This is a genomic window from Pseudomonas sp. GQ91, assembly GCF_059758795.1.
On record NZ_JCAXED010000012.1, the window covers coordinates 118,970 to 141,227 of the forward strand.

Sequence of the window (22,258 nt, forward strand, 5' to 3'; positions counted from 1 at the left end):
TGGATCAGTCAATACATTTGGTGACTGACACTCAGCATTCGCGAGCAAGCCCGCTCCCACATTTTAATCAGCGATTGCCTGGAAAAGTTGTGTGCAGCTTATCCAGAAGGGCGTCCTTTTCTGTCCACAGGCCATTGATCCAGCCCTGAAATGCCACCCGGTACTCACCATCCTGCTCGTAATTCTTGCCGATGAATTCGATCGGGATCTGCACCTCTTCAAAGTGCACCACCACCTCCTTCACATTCCCGCACAGCAAATCCCAATACCCAGGGCGCCCGCCAGGGTAGTGAATGGTCACGTTGACCAGTGATTTCAACTGCTCGCCCATGGCGTCCAGCACGAAGGCAATCCCACCCGCCTTGGGTTTGAGCAGGTGGCGGAACGGTGAATGCTGCTGGGCATGTTTGCCAGGCGTAAACCGTGTGCCCTCGGCAAAGTTGAAAATACCCACCGGATTGGCGCGAAATTTCGCGCAGGTCTTGCGGGTGGTCTCCAGGTCCTTGCCTTTCTTTTCCGGATGCTTTTCCAGGTAGGCCTTGCTGTAGCGCTTCATGAATGGAAAGCCCAGGGCCCACCACGCCAGGCCAATCACCGGGACCCAGATCAGTTCCTGCTTGAGGAAGAACTTCAGCGGGCGGATACGGCGGTTCAGCACGTACTGCAACACCATGATGTCGACCCAGCTCTGGTGGTTGCTGGTCACCAGATACGAGTGCTGGTAGTCCAGGCCTTCCAGGCCGCTCAAGTGCCAGCGAGTGCGCTGTACCAGGTTCATCCAGGCCTTGTTGTTACTGATCCAGGCCTCATGGGTGTGGTTCATCAGTCCTTCGCTCAGCCGCTTGGCAAACGGCAGCGCCTTGAACAGCGCGACGATAAACAAGAACGAACACAGCAGGATCGTGTTCAACGCCAACAGCAGCGAGGCGATTACCCCGCGCAGGGCGGCAGGCAGAAAATCCAGCATTTAGGCGTCCATAGGTCGGTTGGCGGCTTGAATCGCGGTCAGGGCGATGGTGTAGACGATGTCGTCCACCTGCGCCCCTCGCGGCAGATCGTTAACGGGTTTGCGCAGGCCCTGGAGCATCGGCCCCAGGCTGACGCAATCGGCACTGCGTTGCACCGCTTTGTGGGTGGTGTTGCCGGTATTGAGGTCGGGGAATACGAACACGGTGGCCTTGCCCGCCACCAAGCTGTTGGGCGCCAGTTGCCGGGCGACATTTTCGTTGGCGGCGGCGTCGTACTGCAGCGGACCATCGATCAACAGTGAATGCTGTTGTTCGTGGGCAAGCAGCGTGGCCTCGCGGACTTTTTCCACTTCTTCGCCGCTGGCCGAGTCTCCGCTGGAGTAGCTGATCATCGCCACTCGCGGCGTGATGCCGAACGCGGCGGCCGAGTCGGCGCTTTGCAAGGCGATTTCCGCCAGTTCGCTGGCGCTCGGGTGCGGATTCATCACGCAGTCGCCGTACACCAGCACCTGTTCGGGGAACAGCATGAAAAACACCGACGACACCAAGGTGCAGCCCGGCGCGGTCTTAATCAGTTGCAGGGCCGGGCGGATGGTATTGGCGGTGGAGTGGATAACCCCGGACACCAGGCCGTCGACCTCGTCCAGGGCGAGCATCATGGTGGCGATCACCACGGTGTCTTCCAGTTGTTGCTCGGCCATCGGCGCATTCAGGCTTTTGCTCTTGCGCAGCGCCACCATCGGTTCGACATAGCGCTCGCGAATCAGGTCCGGATCGAGAATCTCCAGGCCTTCGGGCAGTTCGATGCCATGGGCGCGGGCCACGGCCTCGACATCGGCAGGCTTGGCCAGCAGCACGCAGCGGGCGATACCGCGCGCCTGGCAGATGGCGGCGGCTTGCACGGTCAACGGCTCGCTGCCTTCGGGCAGGACGATACGCTTGTTGGCGGCCTGGGCGCGCTGGATCAACTGATAACGGAACACCGCCGGCGACAGGCGCATTTCCCGGGGTGTACCGCAACGCTGGTGCAGCCAGCGCGCATCCAGGTGGCTGGCGACGAAATCAGTGATGATCTCCGCGCGTTCGCGGTCATCGATCGGAATTTCCTTGTTCAGGCTGTTGAGCTGGTTGGCGGTGTCGTAGGAGCCGGTGCTCACCGACAGCACCGGCAACCCGGCCTGGAAGGCCCCACGGCACAGCTCCATGATCCGGGGATCGGGCAGGGTGTCGCTGGTCAGCAGCAAGCCGGCCAGGGGCACGCCATTGATGGCAGCGAGGCTGACGGCGAGGATGATGTCGTCGCGATCACCGGGCGTCACCACCAGGACACCCGGCTTGAGCAGCTCCACGGTGTTACGCATGGTGCGCGCGCAAATGATGATTTTGCTCATGCGCCGGGTTTCATAGTCGCCGGCGTTGAGGATCTGTGCACCCATCAGGTCGGCCACGTCGCGGGTGCGTGGGGCGTTGAGTTCGGGCTGGAACGGAATGCACCCCAATAGCCGGAAATCGCCGCTGCGCAACAGCGGAGAATGTTCCTTGAGGCGTGTGGCGAAGGCTTCCATGCTTTCGTCGGTCTGTACCTTGTTGAGAATCACCCCGAGCACTTTCGGGTCTTTCGGACCGCCGAACAATTGCGCCTGTAATTCGACCCGGCCCGAGAGTTCGGTCAATACTTCGTTTTCCGGCGCCGAGACCAGGATCACTTCGGCATCCAGGCTTTTTGCCAGGTGCAGATTGACCCGCGCCGCATAGCTGGCGCTGCGCGTCGGGACCATGCCTTCGACGATCAGCACGTCCTTGCCCACGGCGGCCTGCTGGTAAAGGGTGATGATTTCTTCGAGCAGTTCATCCAGTTGGCCATCGCCGAGCATGCGCTCGACATGGGCCAGGCCCAGGGGACGGGGAGGCTTCAGGCCGTGGGTGCGCGCCACCAGTTCGGTGGAGCGCTCCGGCCCGGTATCGCCGGGATGCGGCTGGGCAATCGGTTTGAAAAAGCCGACTTTCAGTCCGGCCTGTTCCAGGGTACGCACCAGCCCGAGGCTGATGGAGGTCAGGCCCACACCAAAATCGGTGGGCGCGATAAAAAAAGTCTGCATGCGAATTCTCTGGCGTTGCATGGCTTCGGTGGCGTTCCATAAATCAGCGCCTACCGGGAATCAGGTGCCAAGGTTATCGTTATCCGGGCTCTGCGCACACCAGCCACAGGCAAAGGGCTGACCTATTTTTTCAAGGCGCTGCGCAGGATCGGTGACCCACGCCCGGGATTGCCATGGCGGCTGGTGGCGCAGGTGTTGCGTATGCCCGCACGAAAGCTCGACGACCCAATGTTGCTCTTCGTCGCGGTGAAAACCGACGACCGTCGAGTCACTGGATAGACTCCGTCTGTCCGGGTTGTGTTCGCTTTCGGGCAAATCCTTGTTTAGACTTGTCCGTTCTTCATTCTTCTGCAAAAGGTCTCGCCCCATGACGATCGCCGCTAACAAGGCTGTCTCCATCGACTATACCCTGACCAACGACGCTGGTGAGGTCATCGACAGCTCAGCCGGCGGCGCGCCGCTGGTCTACCTGCAAGGCGCAGGTAACATTATCCCGGGCCTGGAAAAGGCGCTGGAAGGCAAAAGCGTTGGTGATGAGCTGACCGTTGCCGTAGAACCTGAAGATGCCTACGGCGAATACTCCGCTGAACTGGTCAGCACCCTGAGCCGCAGCATGTTCGAAGGCGTCGACGAACTGGAAGTGGGGATGCAGTTCCACGCTTCCGCTCCGGACGGCCAGATGCAGATCGTGACCATCCGTGATCTGGACGGCGATGACGTCACCGTTGACGGCAACCATCCGCTGGCTGGCCAGCGCCTGAACTTCCAGGTCAAGATCGTCGCGGTCCGCGACGCTTCCGAGGAAGAAATGGCTCACGGCCACGTGCATGGCGAAGGCGGTCACCAGCATTAATTGATGAGCCAGGCTCGTCAGTTGCAAATAAAGGCGCCTTCGGGCGCCTTTATTGATTGGCGGCTATTCTTGCCGACTTGGCGGTTGTAATCTCGCACGACCGTTACGAAGAACATGGGAAATCTGGAGTTCGTCATGAGTGCTTTCCACGACCTTAAACTCAAAGCCCTGGATGGTCAGGAGCTGCCTTTGGCGCCCTTCAAGGGGCAAGTCGTGCTGGTGGTCAATGTCGCCTCCAAATGTGGCTTGACACCGCAGTACGCGGCGCTGGAAAACCTCTACCAGAAATACAAGGACCAGGGTTTCACCGTGCTCGGGCTGCCATGCAACCAGTTCGCCGGGCAAGAGCCAGGCACCGAGCAGGAAATCCAGGCGTTTTGCAGCCTCAATTACGGCGTGACCTTTCCCTTGGGCAGCAAGCTCGAGGTGAATGGCCCCGAGCGCCATCAGTTGTATCGTTTGCTGGCGGGTGAGGGCGCCGAGTTTCCTGGCGACATCACCTGGAATTTCGAGAAGTTTCTGCTGGGCAAGGACGGCCGGGTACTGGCGCGATTCTCTCCGCGCACACCACCTGAGGATCCTTCTATCGCTCAGGCCATCGAGAAAGCCCTGGCCTGATTTCGGACATTGGCGGAGCGGCCCAGGCTCTCTCCGCACTTTTACCCCTTAATCACGCTGATCAATAGTGCTGTCGCTCGCGTGCGCCGTCCCATATTATCCGCGTCATAAAATCTTTATGCGCGGAGTGCTCGCATGTCTGTCCAAGCGTTGTTCAAACCTTTCCAGCTCGGCGCATTGCAGTTGCCGACCCGTGTCGTCATGGCGCCGATGACCCGCTCGTTTTCCCCGGGGGGCGTGCCCAATTCCAAGGTCATCGAGTACTACCGTCGCCGCGCCGCCGCCGGCGTGGGGCTGATCATCACCGAAGGCACGGTGGTCGATCACCAGGCTTCCAACGGCTATCCGAACGTTCCGCATTTCTACGGTGAGGCCGCGCTGGCGGGCTGGAAGAAAGTCGTTGAGGCGGTGCATGCCGAAGGCGGCAAGATTGTCCCGCAGTTGTGGCACGTCGGCAGTGTGCGGCGTATCGGCACCGAGCCGGACGCCAGTGTGCCGGGCTATGGCCCGATGGAAAAACTCAAGGACGGCAACGTCGTGGTCCATGGCATGACTGCCCAGGACATCAAGGACGTGATCGGTGCCTTTGCCCAGGCTGCCAAAGACGCCCAGAGTATTGGCATGGACGGCGTGGAAATCCACGGCGCGCACGGTTATCTGGTTGACCAGTTCTTCTGGGAAGGCAGTAACCAGCGCACGGATGAATATGGCGGCAGCCTGGCCAAGCGTTCGCGGTTCGCCATTGAGCTGATTCAAGCCGTGCGTGCGGCGGTAGGTCCCGAGTTTCCGATCATTTTGCGCTTCTCTCAATGGAAGCAGCAGGATTACACCGCGCGGCTGGTGCAAACTCCCGAGGCGCTGGCAGAGTTCCTCAAGCCACTGGCTGACGCGGGTGTGGATATTTTCCACTGCTCTACCCGCAGGTTCTGGGAGCCGGAGTTCGACGGTTCCGAGCTGAACCTGGCGGGTTGGACTCGCAAGCTCACGGGTAAACCGACCATCACCGTGGGCAGTGTCGGTCTGGACGGCGAGTTCCTGCAATTTATGGTCAACACCGACAAAGTGGCGCAGCCGGCGAGTCTGGAAAAACTCCTCGAGCGTCTGAACAATGATGAATTCGACCTGGTGGCCGTGGGCCGTGCGCTGTTGGTCGACCCGGACTGGGCGGTGAAGGTCCGTGAAGGGCGCGAAGGCGACATCTTGCCGTTCAGTCGCGAGGCGTTGACCACGCTGGTTTAAATCCGCCGACAGGCATCGCGGGCTCGCCCCGCGATGCTCAGACCAGTCTTGAGCCGTCCGTCACCCCCAATGTCTCACCGCACGCACCGCGCAATTGGTGTTCAAACTGCTCGATAATCGCGGGCCAGCCTTGACGGCTGGCATGCTGCCGGGCATTGAGCCGTACCCGACGCAGACTCTCGCGCCCCTCCAGCAACCAATTGGCCGCATCGCAAAATGCCTCCTCGTCCCCAGGCATCGCCAATACGCCGTTGTAGCCATGACGGATATGCTGGGTCGCGGCGGCCTGGTCGTACGCCACCACGCCGAGGCCCGAAGCCATGGCTTCAAGGACCACGTTGCCAAAGGTTTCGGTAAGACTGGGGAACAGAAACAGATCCCCGGACGCATAATGCCGGGCCAGTTCTTCGCCGCGCTGGGGGCCGCAAAAAATTGCCTCCGGCAGCTCTCTCTCCAGTATTGCCCGTTGCGGGCCGTTGCCGACAATGATCAGCTTCAGAAGCCGCTGTGGATAAGTGGCCTGCAGTGAATCGAAGCAGCGTTTGAGCAGGCCGAGGTTCTTCTCCGGGGCCAGGCGTCCGACATGCAGCACTGCAACGTCGTCAACGCCCAGGCCCCAGCTTTCGCGCAAGGCATTGTCGTGCTTGGCCGGGTGAAACAGCAGGCTGTCGACACCGCGCGCCAGCATGTCCAGGCGCTCGAAGTTACGCCGCTCAAGCTCCATGCGCTGGCTGACGCTGGGCACCAGGGTCAAGGTCGAACGGTTATGAAACCAGCGCAAGTAATGAGTCAGTAACCGGCTCAACATGCCCAGGCCGTACTGGCTGGAATACTGCTGGAAGTTGGTATGAAAACCGCTGACCACGCTGATCCCCAGGCGTCGTGCCGCCCGCAGTGCCGACAGGCCCAGCGGGCCTTCGGTGGCGATGTACAGCACATCCGGCCGCTGGCGCTTCCAGCGTCGCAGCAGTTTGTGCATCGACGACTGGCCCCATTGCAGGCCCGGATAACCTGGCAGCGGCCAGCCCCGGCAAAGCATCAGGCCATCGTCATTGGGCCGGCGTTGATCGCTGCCCTGGCGAGGACGGATCAGTTCCACCTGGTGGCCACGGGCGCGCAGTCCATCACACAAGCGGCCAAGGGTATTGGCCACCCCGTTGATTTCTGGCGGGAAGGTTTCGGTAATCAGCGTGATATGCAGCAAGGCGTTCGTCATGGCCCTAGTGTCGACGTGGGCCATGTCGCCATTGTGTCATCGGGATGATGGATTTGTGACGGCTCAGGCCTTCTTCACGCGCATCGTCTCGGCGCCTTGCTCGCGTACCCAAAACAGCGTCGCCCCGGCCACCGCGGCCGGCATCATCAACAAATTGAGCACCGGCACCAGCAACACCAGATAAACGCTGCCGCCGAAGCTCATGCTCTGCCAGCGCTTCTGGCGCAGCCAGGCAAGCATCTCGTTCCAGCCCAGTTTATGGTTGTCGGCGGGGTAGTCGATGTATTGGATCGCCATCATCCACACGCCGAACAGCAACCACAGCGGCGCCGCCACCATGTTGACCACCGGGATGAACGACAGGATAAACAAGCCTATCGCGCGCGGCAGGAAATAGCCCAGCTTGCGCATTTCCCGCGCCAGGGTGCGCGGGACCATGGCGAACAGTTCGCCCCAACTGAATGCAGGAAAATCATCGGTGCCGCGCACCACCACTTCGACTTTTTCCGCGAGAAAGCCATTGAACGGTGCGGCAATGATGTTGGCGAGCATGGTAAAGGTGAAGAACACCATCAGCACCACCAGCACCACGAACAGTGGCCAGAGGATGTAGTTGAGGAAGCTCAGCCAGTTGGGAAGCGTCGGCATCAGGGTGTCGACCCACAGGCTGAACTGGTGGCCGGCGAAATAGATCAGGCCGACGAACAGGATCAGGTTGATTGCCAATGGCAGCAGGACAAACAGGCGCAGGCCAGGACTGAGTACCAGCTTGAGGCCTTCGCGCAGGTATTGTGGGCCTGAGAGGACAGGGGCGGGCATTGATAACTCCGGACAAAGAAACGAACGCGCCGACGTTACCGGCTTTGCCTGAAGGGCGAAAGCGCGGTCAGCATGTCGACATTAACTGTAACAAAGGTGTCGATTAATAGCGGTCACGAGATAGAGACCACCTATGAGCTGGATTGTTATTCCGTATTTCCTTAATCTTGCCCACCTCGTTACGCTGCACCCATTATTTTCAGGACCTTGCGAGTTAAAGCCTTCCCCAAGTGCTTCGCGGTCCTTTTTTATTCCAGCCGCTGTGTGGTCCAAGCGGTCGATAGGAGTGAGTCATGTCTGATACCCGTCATTCGCGAGTGATTATTCTCGGTTCCGGCCCTGCCGGTTACAGCGCTGCGGTCTACGCGGCGCGGGCCAACCTCAAGCCGCTGCTGATTACCGGCATGCAGGCGGGCGGTCAGTTGACCACCACCACTGAAGTCGACAACTGGCCGGGCGATGTTCACGGCCTGACCGGGCCGGTGCTGATGGAACGCATGAAAGAACACGCCGAGCGTTTCGAAACCGAAATCGTGTTTGATCACATCAACGCGGTCGACTTTTCGAAAAAGCCCTACAGCCTGATCGGCGACAGCGGCGTCTACACCTGTGACGCGCTGATCATCGCCACTGGCGCCAGCGCTCGTTACCTGGGCCTGCCGTCGGAAGAAGCATTCATGGGCAAAGGTGTTTCGGCCTGTGCGACCTGCGACGGTTTCTTCTACCGCAACAAGCCGGTGGCCGTGGTCGGGGGTGGCAACACCGCAGTGGAAGAAGCGCTGTACCTGGCCAATATCGCCAGCACCGTGACCCTGGTTCACCGCCGTGAAACCTTCCGCGCCGAGAAGATCCTGATCGACAAGCTGCACGCGCGGGTTGCCGAAGGCAAGATCATCCTCAAGCTCAACGCGACCCTGGATGAAGTCTTGGGTGACACTATGGGCGTGACCGGTGCCCGCCTGAAAAACAACGACGGCAGCTTCGATGAGCTGAAAGTCGACGGCGTATTCATCGCCATCGGCCACACGCCGAATACCTCGTTGTTCGAAGGCGTGCTGGAAGCCAAAGACGGTTACCTGGTGGTGCAGGGCGGTCGTGAAGGCAATGCCACGGCCACCAACCTTGAGGGTATCTTTGCCGCTGGTGACGTGGCCGACCACGTGTATCGCCAGGCCATCACTTCCGCGGGCGCTGGCTGCATGGCGGCGCTGGATGCCGAGCGTTACCTCGACGGGCTGCAGAACGCTTCGTTCTAAACCGGTTGCACAAAAAAGGCTTGTAGGAGCGAGCTTGCTCGCGAAAAACGTCAACGATAACGCGTTCATTCTGGATAAACGCGGTGCCTTTGAGTTATTCGCGAGCAAGCTCGCTCCTACAAGGGGTTGGCTTGCCCGACCGGCATCAGGCTTTGCGCGTCAGCGGCTGTGCGGCAAACTTGACCCCCGACAGCCCGTGCTCGATCAGCGCACGAATATTCCCATGATCACTGCCCTCGGGCGTGGCCAGCACCGAACGATAATGCTCGCCAAACGCCAACAGTGCTTCCTGGTCGCTCAAGCCTTCCAACAACGCGAGGCCCAGCGTCTTGCACGAGCCTTCGTTCTGCCCGGCAGGGTTTTCCACGGCGCCGTTGCTGAACGCTTGCGGCTGGTAGTGGTAACCAGCGGCGATAAACGCCAGGGTCTCGGCAAACACGTGTTCGCCGCTGTTGAGGCTGGCGCGCAGGGTATTCAGATCACTCATGGGATTTTCCTTTGGCAAACGCCGCCTGTTGTTCGGCGCTGGCTTCTTTCTGGTATTGGGCTTTCCACTCGGCGTACGGCATGCCGTACACCACCTCGCGAGCGTCATCGAGGCTGACCTCGATCTGGCGCTCATCGGCTTCGGCCTTGTACCACTTGGACAGGCAGTTGCGACAGAAACCGGCAAGGTTCATCAGGTCGATGTTCTGCACATCCTTGCGGCTGTCCAGGTGTGCAACCAACCGGCGAAAGGCGGCGGCTTCAAGTTCAAGGCGTTGTTGATCGTTCATGGGGGGCTCTTCGAGACAGCTTCAAGGGGTAGGCTTCAAGCTGCAAGTGGTATGGGCGGCGGCCGTAAGCTTGCGGCTTACAGCTTGCCGCTTGTAGCTGAGCGGCTTGCCGCAAGCGTTATCGACACTGACTCGGCAAATCGCAGCGCATGGGGCTTGTCGACTTCGACTTCGGCGTAGAGCACCGATTCATTGCTCATCACCAGGTCCAGCAGCTCCTGGGTCAAACGCTCCAGCAGGGCAAAGCGATTGCCTTCCACATGGGCGATGATGGCCTTGGTGATGGTGCGGTAGTTCAACGCGTGGTCGATGTCATTGTCGCGCACCGCTTCTTGTGCGGCATACAGGATGCTCACGTTGATCAACACATCCTGTTTGTTGAGGATTTCATCCTCGTTGATCCCGATAAAGGTACGCAGCCGCAGGTCCTTGACCCGGATGCGTGCCATGCCTGGTTGCAGTTGTGGCATTGCTACTTGCTCCGTCCGATCAGTTGCAGGAACTCCATACGGGTGGTGTTCGACTCGCGGAACGCGCCGAGCATCACCGAGGTGTTCATGGTTGAATTCTGTTTTGCCACGCCGCGCATCATCATGCACATGTGGTGGGCTTCGATGACCACCGCCACGCCGGCCGCCTGGGTCACGCCCTGGATGGCCTCGGCGATTTGCTGCGTGAGGTTTTCCTGGATCTGCAGGCGCCGCGCGAACATGTCGACCAGGCGCGCAATCTTCGACAGGCCCAGGACCTTGCCCGTTGGAATATAGGCGACATGGGCCTTGCCAATAAAGGGCAGCAGGTGATGTTCGCACAGCGAATACAGTTCTATGTTGGCGACGATCACCATTTCGTCGCTGTCCGAGGCGAACAGTGCACCATTGACGACGCCCTCGACGCTCTGGCTGTAGCCGTGACACAGGTACTGCATGGCTTTGGTCGCGCGTTTCGGCGTGTCGAGCAAGCCTTCGCGATCCGGGTCTTCACCCAGTCCCTTGAGGATCTCACGGTAATGGTGGGGCAGGGACAACGTCATACAGCATCCTCGCAAACGGCTTACTTGATATGCCGCCCGCCGTTGACGGTCAGCGTGGTACCGGTGACATAAGGGTTATCCAGCAGGTAGCGCAGGCTCTGGTAAATCACTTCTGCGCCGGGTTCGATGCCGAGTGCCGACTTGGCCAGAACCTTGGCGCGATAAGCCGCATCGTCGTCTTGATTGAACATCACCATCGCCGGCGCGATGCCGTTGACCTTGATCTGGGGAGCGTACTTGGCGGCAAACGACAGGGTCAGGTTATCGAGTCCGGCCTTGGTGGCACAGTAGGCAATGTGCTGGCGGCTGCCCTTGCGGGTGACGTCATCGCTGATATGCACAATGTCGGCGGGCGTGGACTGCTGGAGCAAGCTCGCACAATGCAGGTTGATCAGGTACGGCGCAAGCATGTGTACGCTGAACATGTCGATAAAGGCGCGGCTTTCGTCCCCCGGCGTTTCCGCGGTCCAGGTCGAAGCGTTATGAATGATCGCCCGCAGGCGCCCGGTCTGCGTCTTCAGTTCGGCAATAAAGGCCAGGATACCGGCCTCGGAGGAAAAATCGGCAAACACCGCGATTGCACCCCGGTCGCGCAAGCGCTGTACATCGGCACGTTCAGTGCGATAGCTGAAAATCACCGGCTGCTGCGCGTCCAGCAGACGCAACGCGCAGTGCAGGCCGACGCGTTGGCCGGCACCGGTGATCAGGATCGGGGCGAGGGTAGTGGTCATGGCAGGCTCGGGTCGCAGGCAGGCTAAAACTATACCAGCGACCGGCCGTCGAATGGACTCAAACGGTCGCTTCGCAAGGTTTTGCCGGTGCTGGCGCCGGATTCAACCAGCCGGCCAGCAGGGACGTCGACAGGGGAATGAAGAGATAGACCATCAAGGGCGTGAGGGCCAGGGTGCTGACCAGCACACGACTGAACATTCCAAGTTCGGCCAGCAGGGGGTCAAGTCCGAAATTGAACAGCAGCGACACCGGGAAAAACGCCAGCCAGATGGCGACCGCCTGTTTCCAGCGCGGGGGACGCTGGCCCACGCCGCCAAACCAGCCGTCCATGCCGCTGACCCGATGTTCCGAAGGGTTGGCGAACAACTCGCTGCCGCGATCGAGCCAGGCGCTGCGTGAGGCCGAGAACTCCCAGGCATGCAACGTCTGTTCGTCAGCGAAACGGAAGATAATCTGGAATTCGTCGTCATCGGCAGGGGGCGCGAGCACACCGGAGCCCAGATAGCCGGGAAAGTCGGTGGCCAGTTGCTCGCCTTCACGCAACCAGCTCATCAAGTCCTGATAACGCCCTTTAGCCACACGACGTGCAACCATCAAGGTGACGGGTAAGGTAGACATTGTGTATCTCCAGGTAGGTGGCAGCGCCGCACCGGGTAGGGGGCGCGCCTGACGCCGCCACCGGGTTGGGTGGCTGCGTAAAAACAGGCAAGGATTATTCCTGAATCGAGGAAATATGCCAGCGACACTGGTCGGTTGGCCCGGCGCTTGAAAAAGACAGCTGTAAGTGCGTTAAATAGGATTCAAGTTCACGCGTTTATAGGGATGTTTCGCCACCTGATGCCCGTTATTACTGATCCGCTTGTTGGTTCCACGCTCAGCGGTGTATCCGGCTCGGAGGAGCTGTTCCCGATCCGCGAAGTGTCAAGATTGACAGGTATCAATCCGGTCACGTTGCGCGCATGGGAGCGACGCTATGGTTTGATTCAACCCGTGCGCACCGAAAGTGGGCATCGACTGTACTCGCGGGAAGATATCGACACCGTGCACCGTATCCTCGATTGGATCGAACGCGGCGTCGCGGTCAGCAAAGTCGGCAAGATGCTCGCACGTGACCATGCCCAGGCGGCGTTACTGCGCAACGTGGGTGAGGGCGGCGCACAACACGAAAACACCGATTGGCAGCGGCACTTGCAACAGGCGATCGGCGCGTTCGACGATCGCCTGTTGGAGCGCCTGTATGGCCAGATCTTCGCCACCTACCCTGCATCGGTCGCCTTGCAAGACATCCTGATGCCTCTCTGGCTTCAGCTGCTGCGCCATCAAGGGCATTTCGGGCAGGCCAGTGAATGGCTGTTTTTCGACAGCTTTTTGCGCAATCGGATCTCGCAGCGCCTGCAACTGGCCCAGGTTTCCCGCAAACCCCGGATTTTGTTGTCGGCCATCGCCGGAGAGTGCCGTGAACTGGAACTGTTGGTGGCTGGGGTATTGATGAGCGGTGACGAGTTGGCGGTTCGCGTCCTGAGCATGGGGCAACCCTTCAATGAGTTAACGCTGATCTGCGAAAAGACCCAGCCTCAGGCGTTGGTGGTGTTTTCCAATCATTCGCCGACTGCCGAATTGCCACGCCGGTTGACGCGACTTGCGTTGACCCTGGATTGTCCAATCCTGCTGGCGGGAGATGTCTCGGACATGGTCGGCTCGCAACTGGCGGGCACGTCCATTGGCTGCCTGGGTAACGAAGGGCATTTGATGCAGCGACGTTTGCAACAGTTTATCCAGGGAACCCTCGATACCTGATATCAGGCATGCACTTCGGGGTGGGCGAGGCGATGTTGCTGCAGGATGAACTGGCGCAGGCGTTCGGTTTCGTCCACGTCCCCTTGGCTCAAGCGGTAGGCAAACATGCCTCGGGTCGTTTCGCGTTCGAGGGTGCCACGTACTGCAATTCGCTCATAACCCGAAGGACTGAACCACAGGCAAAAGGTCTTGGGCGGATTGCTTCGACCGCGAACTTCCACCAGCGCGCCCTTGAACGAAATCTCATGCACAAATAATGAGCCGGGTTGGCCCTTGATGTTTTCCAGGGCGACCGGTTCTTCAAGCACCAGGCGCCAGGGGCGGATCATAGGCCCGTCTTCGAAAATGCTCGGCACGCCCAGGCGCAGGTGTAGGGCATGGAACTCGTCTTCGACCAATTGCAATGGAAAGGTCATTTGCTGATTGTCGAATTGTGCCTGGATGGTCACGTTCTCATGCGCCGCCAAGCGGGTGAGCAGATCACGGATTTGCGCACCGCCGTTGACCGTCAGGCTCGACGAAGCGTCGCGCGCATTCAGTTGCGGGTTATGGTGCATGGTCTGGATGAAGTCCAGTTCGTCCTGCGTCAAAAGCGCGTCGCGTTGCATGGATGTGGCTCAGGGAAAGGCGGGCAGAAGGCAATTATTACTCTACAGACCCGGTATTCTAAAGTTTGTTAGAACCGCTCGTCGCCTGCAGTGTGTCCAGTTCGGCCTGGAGCTGCGCCACCTGGGCTTCCAACTGGGTGATGCGCTGCTGGGCCTTGACCTGCGCCGTGACATCTTTTTGCACACCGACAAAATAGGTCTGCTTATCGGCCGGGTTATAAACCGTCGATAATGACAGTTCATTCCAGAAGTGCGTGCCATCCTTACGGTAGTTGCGCAGGATCTCCCGGCAACTGCCACCATTGTCCAAGGCCTCGCGAATGGCGCTCAGCGCCGGCTGGTCACGGTCGCCCGACTGCAGGAAGCGGCAGTCCTGGTAAAGAATATCGTCCAGGTGGTAGCCGGTCAGGCGTTCAAAGGCCGGATTCACATAAATCAACGGCTTGTCCTTGCCTTCCCGCTCGGCGACGACAATTCCTTCGTTGGTGGCGTTGATCACCATTTGCATCAGCTTGGCGTTGATCATCGAGCAGTCCATGGCGTGTTTCTGGATCTGGCAGTGTAAGACAAGTCGGTGATCTGTCCACAGGCCAACAGGGAATGTTGCGACCGGATCCCTGAAAGCGATGGCGGCAGCTGTTAATATCCCAGGCTTTCACTCAACTACAGGATGAGATTGATGAAAGTCGCCATTCTTTCCGGCTCGGTGTACGGCACGGCTGAAGAAGTCGCCCGGCATGCCGCTGCTATCCTCAACGACGCCGGTCTTGACGCATGGCACAACCCCCGGGCAACCCTGGCCGATATTCAGGCCTTTGCCCCCGAAGCTTTTCTGGCCGTGACCTCGACCACCGGCATGGGTGAGTTGCCGGACAGCCTGATGCCGCTGTATTCGACGATTCGCGATCAGTTGCCCGCGGCCTGGCGCGGTTTGCCGGGGGCGGTTATCGGCCTGGGCGATGCCAGTTACGGTGATACTTTTTGCGCGGGCGGCGAGCAAATGCGTGAGCTGTTTGGCGAGTTGGGCGTGCGCGAAGTGCTGCCGATGCTACGCCTGGATGCCAGCGAAAGCGTGACCCCGGAAAGCGACGCAGAACCTTGGCTGGCCAAATTGGTTACCGCGTTGCGTGCCTGATCGCAGTGTCACGAGGCGGCGCCTTGATTGGCGCCGTTTGGCTGACGGCACTTAGACAAATCCGAACTATGCTCAGGGTTGACCCGCTCGGTCATAAAGCTGGCTGCCAACGCAACTCCTGCGTCCGCAAGGTCTGACTAGACTGACGCTTTAGCCGAGAAAATAATAAAAACACCACGCCATCGAGGTCATTGCCGTGAGCCTAGCCCCCGTTCAATCGCCACAGAGTGTAAAAGATCAAGTCAGCGCTGCCGAATGGCAAACCCGTATCGACCTGGCAGCCTGCTATCGCCTGGTGGCCATGCATGGCTGGGATGACCTGATTTTCACCCATATTTCGGCCAAGGTGCCGGGCACCGAAGATTTCCTGATCAATCCGTACGGGCTGATGTTTCACGAAATTACCGCCTCCAGCCTGGTCAAGGTCGATCAGGCCGGCCACAAACTGATGGACAGCCCCTACGAGATCAATCCGGCGGGCTACACCATCCACAGTGCAGTGCATGAGGTGCGGCACGACGTGGTATGCGTGTTGCACACGCATACCGCCGCCGGCGTGGCCGTTTCCGCGCAGAAACAGGGTGTGTTGCCGATCAGTCAGCAATCGCTGTTTGTGCTGTCCAGCCTGGCTTATCACGCCTACGAAGGCGTGGCGCTGAACCACGAAGAAAAAGCCCGCTTGCAAGCTGACCTGGGCGAAAAGAACTTTCTGATGCTGCACAACCACGGTCTTTTGACCTGTGGCGGGACTATCGCTGATACGTTCCTGATGATGTTCATCTTCCAGCGCGCCTGTGACATCCAAGTACTGGCACACAATGGCGGGACCGAGTTGATCGCCATCGAGCCACAGGTGCTCGCGGGTGCCAAGGCGATGCTCGCGGGTGTCACCAAGAGCGCTCAAGGCATGGGAGGTGCACTGGCCTGGCCGGCGTTGTTGCGCAAGCTCGACCAACACGACCCGGGATACCAACTTTGATGCCATTGGCCGAGATTCCCCTGAGCGCCTGGCGCAAGCGTGGACAGAGTTTTGTTTTTCGCGGGCAGACTATTCGCTATTGGGTGGCCGGGCAGGGCGAGCCATTGTTGTTGATTCACGGTTTTCCCAGCGCCAGTTGGGACTGGCACTACCTTTGGCAACCGCTGGCCCAGCGCAACCTGGTGATCGCCTGCGACATGTTGGGCTTTGGCGATTCGGCCAAACCCCTGGATCACACTTACTGCCTGCTGGAGCAGGCGGATTTACACCAGGCGCTGCTGGAACACCTGCGAGTGCACGGGGCGGTGCATGTCATGGCTCACGACTATGGCGACAGCGTCGCTCAGGAACTGCTTGCTCGACACTATGAAGGCCGGTTCAAGATGGCCAGTTGTGTGTTTCTCAACGGGGGCCTGTTTCCCGAGACCCACCGCGCAGCGCTGGTGCAGAAACTGCTGCTCAGCCCTGTGGGCTGGATGGTCGGGCGGGCCTTTGGGCGCAATACCCTGGCCGACACGTTCAGGCAGGTTTTCGGTCCCGACACCCGCCCCAGCGAAAGTGCCCTGGATGATTTCTGGAGCCTGATCGAAAACAACGACGGCCAGCGTATTCTGCACAAGCTGATTGCCTACATTCCTCAACGCCGTCAGCAGCGAGAACGCTGGGTCGCCGCCATGCAACGTGGCGAGTTGCCGTTGCGGGTGATCGATGGCGAAGTGGACCCGGTTTCCGGTGCCCACATGGTCGCGCGCTATCGTGAGCTGGTGCCGGACGCCGACACCGTACTGCTGGGCAATATTGGCCATTACCCGCAGATCGAGGCGCCGGTACAGGTGCTCAAGCATTACCTGGCGTTTCGCGAACGCATTATGCAGGCATCGACACAGCTCGCCTGTACCTGACAATCATCCCTCTGCCTTATCGCGCACCATTCAGCCTCGCCCGTATTTATTGTGACCAGAAGCGCGGTGCCTGACACTCGACTCATCGTCCACTGTTGTCGCTGGAGTTCCGTATGAGTGAGTCTGTGCAGTTCCAAGATAAGGTCGTGATCGTTACCGGTGCGGGTGGCGGATTGGGGCGTGCGCATGCGCTGCTGTTCGCCCGGCACGGGGCCAAGGTCCTGGTCAACGATCTGGGGGGGTCAACCCAGGGCGAGGGCGCGAACGCCTCGGCGGCAGACCGCGTAGTCGCCGAGATTCGCGAGGCCGGTGGGATTGCCGAGGCCAACCACGACTCAGTCACCGATGGCGAAAAGATCGTACAGCATGCCCTCGACGCTTTTGGGCGCATCGACGTGGTGGTCAACAATGCCGGGATCCTGCGGGACAAGACGTTCCACAAAATGGACGATGGCGACTGGGATCTGGTTTACCGGGTACACGTCGAGGGCGCTTATAAAGTCACCCGTGCCGCCTGGCCCCATCTGCGCGAGCAAGGTTATGGCCGCGTGATTTTCACCGCGTCCACCTCAGGCATTTACGGCAATTTCGGCCAGTCCAACTACGGCATGGCCAAGCTGGGTTTGTATGGCCTGACCCGGACGCTGGCGTTGGAAGGCCGCAAGAACAACATCCTGGTCAACGCCATCGCACCGACGGGCGGTACGCGTATGACCGAAGGCCTGATCCCGCCGCACGTTTTCGAGCGGCTCAAGCCGGAGTTGGTCAGTCCGCTGGTGGTGTACCTGGGCAGCGAAGCCTGTCAGGAAACCAGCGGCTTGTTCGAAGTGGGCGGTGGTTGGATCGGCAAAACCCGCTGGGAGCGCAGTCTGGGGGTGGGGTTCAACCCTGAAGCCGGGTTTTCGCCGGAGGATGTGGCGGCCCACTGGGAACAGATCTGTGATTTTGAAGGGGCGGCCCATCCCAAAGACAACATCGAAGCGCTGAAAGAAATGATGGACAACCTGCAGAAATACAGCCTTTGATCGTTGCATGAATATTCTTTAATCGCGACGGAGCGCCCCGGCTGATACCGCCTTTTGCGTAGGAGCGAGCGTGCTCGCGAAGAACTCCAAAGCGCCGCGTTTATCCTGAATACACGGGTTAGCGTTGACGTTCTTCACGAGCAAGCGCTAGGCGCCCCCTCGCTCCTACAACGGTAAGGCCGGGATCAGGCGCTACGGCGCCGCGTTTTGTTTCAGGCATAAAAAAGGCCGCTGCATAAGCAGCGGCCGAAGCAAGACGTTGGATCAAGGAGCTACAAATCAACGTCAGTGAACACCGGTAACGGACTGACAAGTACGGATCAATCCATTCAAAACTGGCTTTACTTCCCGAGTGGAAGCGGACGGTTTGTCCTGAAAGTCCGGCAAGAATAGTCCTCGCTACCCAAATGAAAAATACTCTTTCCTGACATTGACTGTTACTGGATCGGCAACAGTCATTGGGTTGACGCTGTTGTCTCATCCATCCTCCTGATGACCCTTTATCCATCCTGTCGATGCCGTCGGTAGAACCCCGACCAGAGCGTCCTGTAATCCTTTCGGGCGACAAAGCGAATACCTCCTTGGTGCGCTTATCGCTCCTGATCCCGGGCAGTAGGGTGGGGCCTTCTGTCACACCACCGGGGAAGACGCATGACAAAAACAACAATGCGCGCCATCTTCAGGCCACAGGCGCTGGCTGCTGCGGTTGCGTTGGGATGCTGCGCACAGGCGCAGGCTGTTTCGTTCAACATCGGCGAGATCGAAGGGCAATTCGATTCGTCACTTTCGGTAGGTGCCAGCTGGGGCACGCGTGATGCCGACAGCAAGCTGGTGGGCACCGTCAATGGTGGCAGTGGCCAGGCTTCTACCGGCGATGACGGGCGTCAGAATTTCAAGAAAGGCGAGACCTTTTCGAAGATCTTCAAGGGGCTGCATGACCTTGAACTCAAGTACGGCGACACCGGTGTCTTTGTCCGTGGCAAGTACTGGTACGACTTCGAGCTCAAGGATGAAAACCGCGAGTTCAAACAGATCAGCGATCACAACCGCAAAGAAGGCTCGAAATCCAGCGGTGCGCAGATCCTCGATGCCTTCGTTTATCACAACTACTCCCTGGGCGGCCTGCCGGGCACCGTGCGTGGCGGTAAGCAGGTGGTCAGTTGGGGCGAGAGTACCTTCATCGGCAACTCCATCAACAGCATCAACCCGGTCGATGTCTCGGCCTTTCGCCGTCCGGGCGCCGAGATCAAGGAAGGACTGATTCCGGTCAACATGCTCTTTGCTTCACAGGGATTGACCAACCAACTGACGGTGGAAGGGTTTTACCAGTTGGAGTGGGACCAGACGGTGCTGGATAACTGCGGAACCTTCTTTGGGGGGGACGTGGCCGCGGATGGCTGCACCGACAACTACACCGTCGGCAGCCCGGCGATCAGTCCTTTGCAACCGGTGGCCGCCGCGTTTGGCCAGGGTTTTGGCGTGACCGATGAAGGCGTGATCGTGCGCCGCGCCGGTGACCGCGATGCGCGGGATTCCGGGCAATTTGGCATGGCGTTGCGCTGGCTGGGCGACGATACCGAGTACGGCCTGTACTTCATGAACTACCACAGCCGTACACCGACCGTGGGCACCCTCACCGCCAACACCAACCTGGCGACGATTGGCGGCATCATCAACGCGGCCAATGGGATTGCGCCGGGTTCCGGCGCCGGGCTGGCCCAGAGCGTCATGCTTGGGCGGGGTCAGTACTACCTTGAATATCCGGAAGACATTCGCCTGTACGGCGCCAGCTTTGCCACGACCTTGCCCACCGGCACTGCCTGGACCGGAGAAATCAGCTATCGCCCCAACGCGCCCGTGCAACTCAACACCACGGACCTGACGCTGGCGCTGCTCAACCCGATTGCCGGCAACGCCGCTTCGCCGATCAGCAGCTCATTCGGCGCCGACAACACCGGCTACCGTCGCAAGGAAATCACTCAGTTCCAAACCACCATGACCCAGTTCTTCGATCAGGTCCTGGGCGCCGAACGCCTGACCCTGGTGGGTGAAGCGGCCATCGTGCGGGTCGGCGGGCTGGAGGCGAAGACCAAACTGCGCTACGGCCGCGATTCGGTCTACGGCCAATACGGTTTTGGTGGAGACACCGACGGCTTCGTGACCGCCACTTCCTGGGGGTATCGCGCCAGGGCCATCCTCGATTACAGCAACGTGATCGCCGGGATCAACCTCAAGCCCAACCTGTCCTGGTCTCATGACGTCAAGGGTTATGGCCCCAACGGTCTGTTCAACGAAGGCGCCAAGGCCCTCAGCGTCGGTGTCGATGCGGACTACCGCAACACCTACACCGCAAGCCTGAGCTACACCGACTTTTTCGGTGGGGACTACAACACCCTGACCGACCGTGACTTCCTCGCCCTCAGCTTCGGCGTGAACTTCTGATTTGGCTTAAAGAAGGACAAGAGATTATGCGTAAGATGATTTTGCAGTGCGGCGTGCTGGCCTTCAGCCTGTTGGCTGCCAACGTGATGGCCGCGGTGTCACCGGAAGAAGCCGCCAAGCTGGGTACCAGCCTCACGCCGGTGGGCGCAGAGAAAGCCGGTAACGCGGATGGCTCGATTCCGGCCTGGACCGGAGGCATCCCGAAAAACGCCGGCGCGGTGGACAGCAAGGGTTTTCTGGCCGACCCGTTTGCCAATGAAAAACCGCTGTTCGTGATCACCGCCGCCACCGTCGATCAGTACAAGGACAAGCTGTCCGACGGTCAGGTGGCAATGTTCAAGCGTTATCCCGAAACCTACAAGATTCCGGTGTACCCGAGCCACCGCACGGTCAATCTGCCGGACGACATCTATGAGTCGATCAAGCGCAGTGCGCTGAACGTCAAGTCGATCAACGATGGCAACGGCCTGGAGAACTTCACCGGCAACCGTTACTACGCTTTTCCGATTCCGAAGAACGGTGTCGAAGTGTTGTGGAACCACATCACCCGTTACCACGGCGGCAACCTGCGGCGCATCATCACCCAGGCCACCCCGCAGACCAACGGCAGCTACACGCCGATCCGCTTTGAAGAGGAAGTGGCGGTACCGCAGCTGATCCCGGACATGGACCCGGCCAAGGGCGCCAACGTGCTGACCTTCTTCAAGCAATCGGTAACGGCGCCGGCGCGCCTGGCGGGCAACGTGCTGCTGGTACATGAAACCCTCGATCAGGTGAAAGAGCCACGTCTGGCCTGGATCTACAACGCCGGCCAGCGTCGGGTACGGCGTGCGCCGCAAGTTGCCTACGACGGGCCGGGTACCGCTTCGGACGGTCTGCGCACCTCGGACAACTTCGATATGTTCTCCGGTGCGCCAGACCGTTACGATTGGAAACTGGTGGGCAAGAAGGAAATGTACATCCCCTACAACAGCTACAAGCTCGATTCGCCGTCCCTCAAATACGACGACATCATCAAGGCCGGGCACATCAATCAGGACCTGACCCGCTACGAGCTGCACCGGGTCTGGGAAGTCGTCGGCACGGTCAAGCCCAGCGAGCGGCATATCTACGCCAAGCGTCATATGTACATCGACGAAGACAGCTGGCAGGTCGCGCTGGTGGATCACTATGACGGCCGCGGCCAACTGTGGCGCGTCGCCGAGGGGCATGCGCAGTTCTACTACAACCATCAGACACCGGCCTATACCGTCGAAACGCTGTACGACATCATCGCCGGCCGCTACCTCGCGCTTGGTATGAAAAACGAGGAGAAAAGCAGCTTTGTGTTTGGCTTTGACGCCAGGGCGGCGGACTACACACCCGCAGCGCTGCGCACCTCGGGCGTGCGCTGAGACTGGAGGTCGGACATTTAACTGTGGAGAGGGGGCTTTTCCCAATGCTGTTCAGCTAAGCAAGTGAAGCGCCTGTACCGCTTTTGTGGCGAGGGGGCTTGTCCCCCGTTGGGCTGCGCAGCAGCCCCAAATCCAGGCGCCGAGGAGTACCTGAAGCACCGCACTTGTCATTATCGGGGCTGCTGCGCAGCCCAACGGGGGACAAGCCCCCTCGCCACAAAAGCGGAATCAGGTCTTTCAGATCTCCCACCGGGCGCCTTTTGGCGCCCGGCTTTTTTATGTCGAGCAATCAGCCTGCTGAATACTTCTTCAACAACCGGTCACCACAGGACTACGGTAGGCCGCAGGCCGCATAAAAATAATAAAG

At 59.6% G+C, this 22,258-nt stretch carries 24 protein-coding genes; 11 read left to right on the forward strand and 13 right to left on the reverse strand.

Features of this window, described 5'->3' with window-relative positions; translation table 11 throughout:
* Nucleotides 1-67: 67 nt before the first annotated feature.
* Genes yihG through AC6CIA_RS18845 form a run of 3 tightly spaced genes read right to left on the reverse strand, consistent with a single transcriptional unit; the run spans nucleotide 68 to nucleotide 3,466 of the window.
* Nucleotides 68-967: a 1-acylglycerol-3-phosphate O-acyltransferase, YihG family gene (yihG, locus tag AC6CIA_RS18835; protein ID WP_498314133.1), complete on the reverse strand. Its 900-nt coding sequence runs from the start codon at nucleotides 965-967 to the stop codon at nucleotides 68-70.
* A complete protein-coding gene (gene pta, locus AC6CIA_RS18840; RefSeq protein WP_498314135.1) occupies nucleotides 968-3,067 on the reverse strand; it encodes a phosphate acetyltransferase in 2,100 nt (699 codons plus the stop codon). It lies immediately after the preceding gene.
* A gap of 60 nt (nucleotides 3,068-3,127) precedes the next feature.
* The gene (locus AC6CIA_RS18845) at nucleotides 3,128-3,466 is read right to left on the reverse strand and encodes a DUF3565 domain-containing protein (RefSeq protein WP_498314136.1); all 339 of its coding nucleotides are present in this window, start codon (nucleotides 3,464-3,466) and stop codon (nucleotides 3,128-3,130) included.
* Here AC6CIA_RS18845 and AC6CIA_RS18850 point away from each other — a divergent pair.
* The 3 genes from AC6CIA_RS18850 to AC6CIA_RS18860 all read left to right on the forward strand — a co-directional run bounded on the left by AC6CIA_RS18850 (nucleotide 3,435) and on the right by AC6CIA_RS18860 (nucleotide 5,777).
* Nucleotides 3,435-3,920, forward strand: a complete 486-nt coding sequence (locus AC6CIA_RS18850) for an FKBP-type peptidyl-prolyl cis-trans isomerase (RefSeq protein ID WP_339532542.1) — start codon at nucleotides 3,435-3,437, stop codon at nucleotides 3,918-3,920. The genes AC6CIA_RS18845 and AC6CIA_RS18850 overlap by 32 nt on opposite strands.
* Before the next feature lie 135 nt (nucleotides 3,921-4,055).
* Nucleotides 4,056-4,538: a glutathione peroxidase gene (locus AC6CIA_RS18855; protein WP_498314138.1), complete on the forward strand. Its 483-nt coding sequence runs from the start codon at nucleotides 4,056-4,058 to the stop codon at nucleotides 4,536-4,538.
* A gap of 135 nt (nucleotides 4,539-4,673) precedes the next feature.
* Nucleotides 4,674-5,777 carry an NADH:flavin oxidoreductase gene (locus AC6CIA_RS18860; RefSeq protein ID WP_498314140.1) on the forward strand — a complete coding sequence of 368 codons (1,104 nt, stop codon included), beginning with the start codon at nucleotides 4,674-4,676 and terminating at the stop codon, nucleotides 5,775-5,777.
* A 37-nt stretch (nucleotides 5,778-5,814) separates the two neighbouring features.
* Here AC6CIA_RS18860 and AC6CIA_RS18865 read toward each other — a convergent pair whose 3' ends face one another.
* Both AC6CIA_RS18865 and cysZ read right to left on the reverse strand, forming a co-directional pair.
* Entirely contained in the window at nucleotides 5,815-6,993 is a 1,179-nt protein-coding gene (locus tag AC6CIA_RS18865) for a glycosyltransferase family 4 protein (protein WP_498314141.1), read from the reverse strand.
* Between the two features lie 63 nt (nucleotides 6,994-7,056).
* Nucleotides 7,057-7,812, reverse strand: a complete 756-nt coding sequence (cysZ, locus tag AC6CIA_RS18870) for a sulfate transporter CysZ (protein WP_498314143.1) — start codon at nucleotides 7,810-7,812, stop codon at nucleotides 7,057-7,059.
* 293 nt (nucleotides 7,813-8,105) lie between these two features.
* On the opposite strand from cysZ, the gene trxB reads away from it, so the two are divergent.
* On the forward strand, nucleotides 8,106-9,068 hold the full coding sequence (gene trxB / locus AC6CIA_RS18875) for a thioredoxin-disulfide reductase (protein ID WP_498314145.1): 963 nt from the start codon (nucleotides 8,106-8,108) through the stop codon (nucleotides 9,066-9,068).
* Nucleotides 9,069-9,213: 145 nt separating this feature from the next.
* Here the strand turns inward: trxB and AC6CIA_RS18880 are convergent, their stop codons facing one another.
* From AC6CIA_RS18880 to AC6CIA_RS18905, 6 genes are all read right to left on the reverse strand, one after another.
* Nucleotides 9,214-9,555 (reverse strand): HopJ type III effector protein, encoded by a 342-nt coding sequence (locus tag AC6CIA_RS18880; protein WP_498314147.1) that lies wholly within the window; start codon nucleotides 9,553-9,555, stop codon nucleotides 9,214-9,216.
* A complete protein-coding gene (locus AC6CIA_RS18885) occupies nucleotides 9,548-9,844 on the reverse strand; it encodes a DUF1244 domain-containing protein (protein WP_498314149.1) in 297 nt (98 codons plus the stop codon). Before AC6CIA_RS18885 ends, AC6CIA_RS18880 begins: the two co-directional genes overlap by 8 nt.
* A gap of 77 nt (nucleotides 9,845-9,921) precedes the next feature.
* On the reverse strand, nucleotides 9,922-10,314 hold the full coding sequence (folX, locus tag AC6CIA_RS18890; RefSeq protein ID WP_498314151.1) for a dihydroneopterin triphosphate 2'-epimerase: 393 nt from the start codon (nucleotides 10,312-10,314) through the stop codon (nucleotides 9,922-9,924).
* Between the two features lie 2 nt (nucleotides 10,315-10,316).
* Entirely contained in the window at nucleotides 10,317-10,877 is a 561-nt protein-coding gene (folE, locus tag AC6CIA_RS18895) for a GTP cyclohydrolase I FolE (RefSeq protein ID WP_498314153.1), read from the reverse strand.
* Nucleotides 10,878-10,897: 20 nt separating this feature from the next.
* Nucleotides 10,898-11,608: a dihydromonapterin reductase gene (folM, locus tag AC6CIA_RS18900; RefSeq protein WP_498314155.1), complete on the reverse strand. Its 711-nt coding sequence runs from the start codon at nucleotides 11,606-11,608 to the stop codon at nucleotides 10,898-10,900.
* 58 nt (nucleotides 11,609-11,666) lie between these two features.
* On the reverse strand, nucleotides 11,667-12,227 hold the full coding sequence (locus AC6CIA_RS18905; protein WP_498314157.1) for an antibiotic biosynthesis monooxygenase: 561 nt from the start codon (nucleotides 12,225-12,227) through the stop codon (nucleotides 11,667-11,669).
* 219 nt (nucleotides 12,228-12,446) lie between these two features.
* On the opposite strand from AC6CIA_RS18905, the gene AC6CIA_RS18910 reads away from it, so the two are divergent.
* On the forward strand, nucleotides 12,447-13,406 hold the full coding sequence (locus AC6CIA_RS18910) for a MerR family transcriptional regulator (RefSeq protein WP_498314159.1): 960 nt from the start codon (nucleotides 12,447-12,449) through the stop codon (nucleotides 13,404-13,406).
* Between the two features lie 2 nt (nucleotides 13,407-13,408).
* Here the strand turns inward: AC6CIA_RS18910 and AC6CIA_RS18915 are convergent, their stop codons facing one another.
* A complete protein-coding gene (locus AC6CIA_RS18915) occupies nucleotides 13,409-14,014 on the reverse strand; it encodes a hypothetical protein (RefSeq protein WP_498314160.1) in 606 nt (201 codons plus the stop codon).
* Between the two features lie 58 nt (nucleotides 14,015-14,072).
* A complete protein-coding gene (locus tag AC6CIA_RS18920; protein WP_339533093.1) occupies nucleotides 14,073-14,540 on the reverse strand; it encodes a PAS domain-containing protein in 468 nt (155 codons plus the stop codon).
* Between the two features lie 153 nt (nucleotides 14,541-14,693).
* Here AC6CIA_RS18920 and AC6CIA_RS18925 point away from each other — a divergent pair, with 153 nt between their 5' ends.
* From AC6CIA_RS18925 to AC6CIA_RS18950, 6 genes are all read left to right on the forward strand, one after another.
* Entirely contained in the window at nucleotides 14,694-15,149 is a 456-nt protein-coding gene (locus AC6CIA_RS18925; protein ID WP_498314162.1) for a flavodoxin, read from the forward strand.
* A gap of 196 nt (nucleotides 15,150-15,345) precedes the next feature.
* Nucleotides 15,346-16,128 (forward strand): class II aldolase/adducin family protein, encoded by a 783-nt coding sequence (locus tag AC6CIA_RS18930; protein WP_498314164.1) that lies wholly within the window; start codon nucleotides 15,346-15,348, stop codon nucleotides 16,126-16,128.
* On the forward strand, nucleotides 16,128-17,030 hold the full coding sequence (locus AC6CIA_RS18935; RefSeq protein WP_498314166.1) for an alpha/beta fold hydrolase: 903 nt from the start codon (nucleotides 16,128-16,130) through the stop codon (nucleotides 17,028-17,030). The genes AC6CIA_RS18930 and AC6CIA_RS18935 overlap by 1 nt, the downstream gene beginning before the upstream one ends.
* Before the next feature lie 113 nt (nucleotides 17,031-17,143).
* Nucleotides 17,144-18,055, forward strand: coding sequence for an SDR family oxidoreductase (locus AC6CIA_RS18940; RefSeq protein ID WP_498314168.1), 912 nt, complete (start codon nucleotides 17,144-17,146; stop codon nucleotides 18,053-18,055).
* A 651-nt stretch (nucleotides 18,056-18,706) separates the two neighbouring features.
* Complete coding sequence (locus AC6CIA_RS18945; RefSeq protein WP_498314170.1) at nucleotides 18,707-20,497, forward strand: DUF1302 domain-containing protein; 1,791 nt, start codon at nucleotides 18,707-18,709, stop codon at nucleotides 20,495-20,497.
* Nucleotides 20,498-20,523: 26 nt separating this feature from the next.
* Nucleotides 20,524-21,891 (forward strand): DUF1329 domain-containing protein, encoded by a 1,368-nt coding sequence (locus tag AC6CIA_RS18950; protein WP_498314172.1) that lies wholly within the window; start codon nucleotides 20,524-20,526, stop codon nucleotides 21,889-21,891.
* Nucleotides 21,892-22,258: the final 367 nt, after the last annotated feature.

Excerpts from the sequence above, each read along its gene's own strand:
- yihG (WP_498314133.1), bottom strand. The coding sequence starts at position 967 with ATGCTGGATTTTCTGCCTGCCGCCCTGCGCGGGGTAATCGCCTCGCTG.
- pta (WP_498314135.1), bottom strand. The coding sequence starts at position 3,067 with ATGCAGACTTTTTTTATCGCGCCCACCGATTTTGGTGTGGGCCTGACC.
- AC6CIA_RS18850 (WP_339532542.1), top strand. The coding sequence starts at position 3,435 with ATGACGATCGCCGCTAACAAGGCTGTCTCCATCGACTATACCCTGACC.
- AC6CIA_RS18845 (WP_498314136.1), bottom strand. The coding sequence starts at position 3,466 with ATGGAGACAGCCTTGTTAGCGGCGATCGTCATGGGGCGAGACCTTTTG.
- AC6CIA_RS18855 (WP_498314138.1), top strand. The coding sequence starts at position 4,056 with ATGAGTGCTTTCCACGACCTTAAACTCAAAGCCCTGGATGGTCAGGAG.
- AC6CIA_RS18860 (WP_498314140.1), top strand. The coding sequence starts at position 4,674 with ATGTCTGTCCAAGCGTTGTTCAAACCTTTCCAGCTCGGCGCATTGCAG.
- AC6CIA_RS18865 (WP_498314141.1), bottom strand. The coding sequence starts at position 6,993 with ATGACGAACGCCTTGCTGCATATCACGCTGATTACCGAAACCTTCCCG.
- cysZ (WP_498314143.1), bottom strand. The coding sequence starts at position 7,812 with ATGCCCGCCCCTGTCCTCTCAGGCCCACAATACCTGCGCGAAGGCCTC.
- trxB (WP_498314145.1), top strand. The coding sequence starts at position 8,106 with ATGTCTGATACCCGTCATTCGCGAGTGATTATTCTCGGTTCCGGCCCT.
- AC6CIA_RS18880 (WP_498314147.1), bottom strand. The coding sequence starts at position 9,555 with ATGAGTGATCTGAATACCCTGCGCGCCAGCCTCAACAGCGGCGAACAC.
- AC6CIA_RS18885 (WP_498314149.1), bottom strand. The coding sequence starts at position 9,844 with ATGAACGATCAACAACGCCTTGAACTTGAAGCCGCCGCCTTTCGCCGG.
- folX (WP_498314151.1), bottom strand. The coding sequence starts at position 10,314 with ATGCCACAACTGCAACCAGGCATGGCACGCATCCGGGTCAAGGACCTG.
- folE (WP_498314153.1), bottom strand. The coding sequence starts at position 10,877 with ATGACGTTGTCCCTGCCCCACCATTACCGTGAGATCCTCAAGGGACTG.
- folM (WP_498314155.1), bottom strand. The coding sequence starts at position 11,608 with ATGACCACTACCCTCGCCCCGATCCTGATCACCGGTGCCGGCCAACGC.
- AC6CIA_RS18905 (WP_498314157.1), bottom strand. The coding sequence starts at position 12,227 with ATGTCTACCTTACCCGTCACCTTGATGGTTGCACGTCGTGTGGCTAAA.
- AC6CIA_RS18910 (WP_498314159.1), top strand. The coding sequence starts at position 12,447 with ATGCCCGTTATTACTGATCCGCTTGTTGGTTCCACGCTCAGCGGTGTA.
- AC6CIA_RS18915 (WP_498314160.1), bottom strand. The coding sequence starts at position 14,014 with ATGCAACGCGACGCGCTTTTGACGCAGGACGAACTGGACTTCATCCAG.
- AC6CIA_RS18920 (WP_339533093.1), bottom strand. The coding sequence starts at position 14,540 with ATGATCAACGCCAAGCTGATGCAAATGGTGATCAACGCCACCAACGAA.
- AC6CIA_RS18925 (WP_498314162.1), top strand. The coding sequence starts at position 14,694 with ATGAAAGTCGCCATTCTTTCCGGCTCGGTGTACGGCACGGCTGAAGAA.
- AC6CIA_RS18935 (WP_498314166.1), top strand. The coding sequence starts at position 16,128 with ATGCCATTGGCCGAGATTCCCCTGAGCGCCTGGCGCAAGCGTGGACAG.
- AC6CIA_RS18940 (WP_498314168.1), top strand. The coding sequence starts at position 17,144 with ATGAGTGAGTCTGTGCAGTTCCAAGATAAGGTCGTGATCGTTACCGGT.
- AC6CIA_RS18945 (WP_498314170.1), top strand. The coding sequence starts at position 18,707 with ATGACAAAAACAACAATGCGCGCCATCTTCAGGCCACAGGCGCTGGCT.
- AC6CIA_RS18950 (WP_498314172.1), top strand. The coding sequence starts at position 20,524 with ATGCGTAAGATGATTTTGCAGTGCGGCGTGCTGGCCTTCAGCCTGTTG.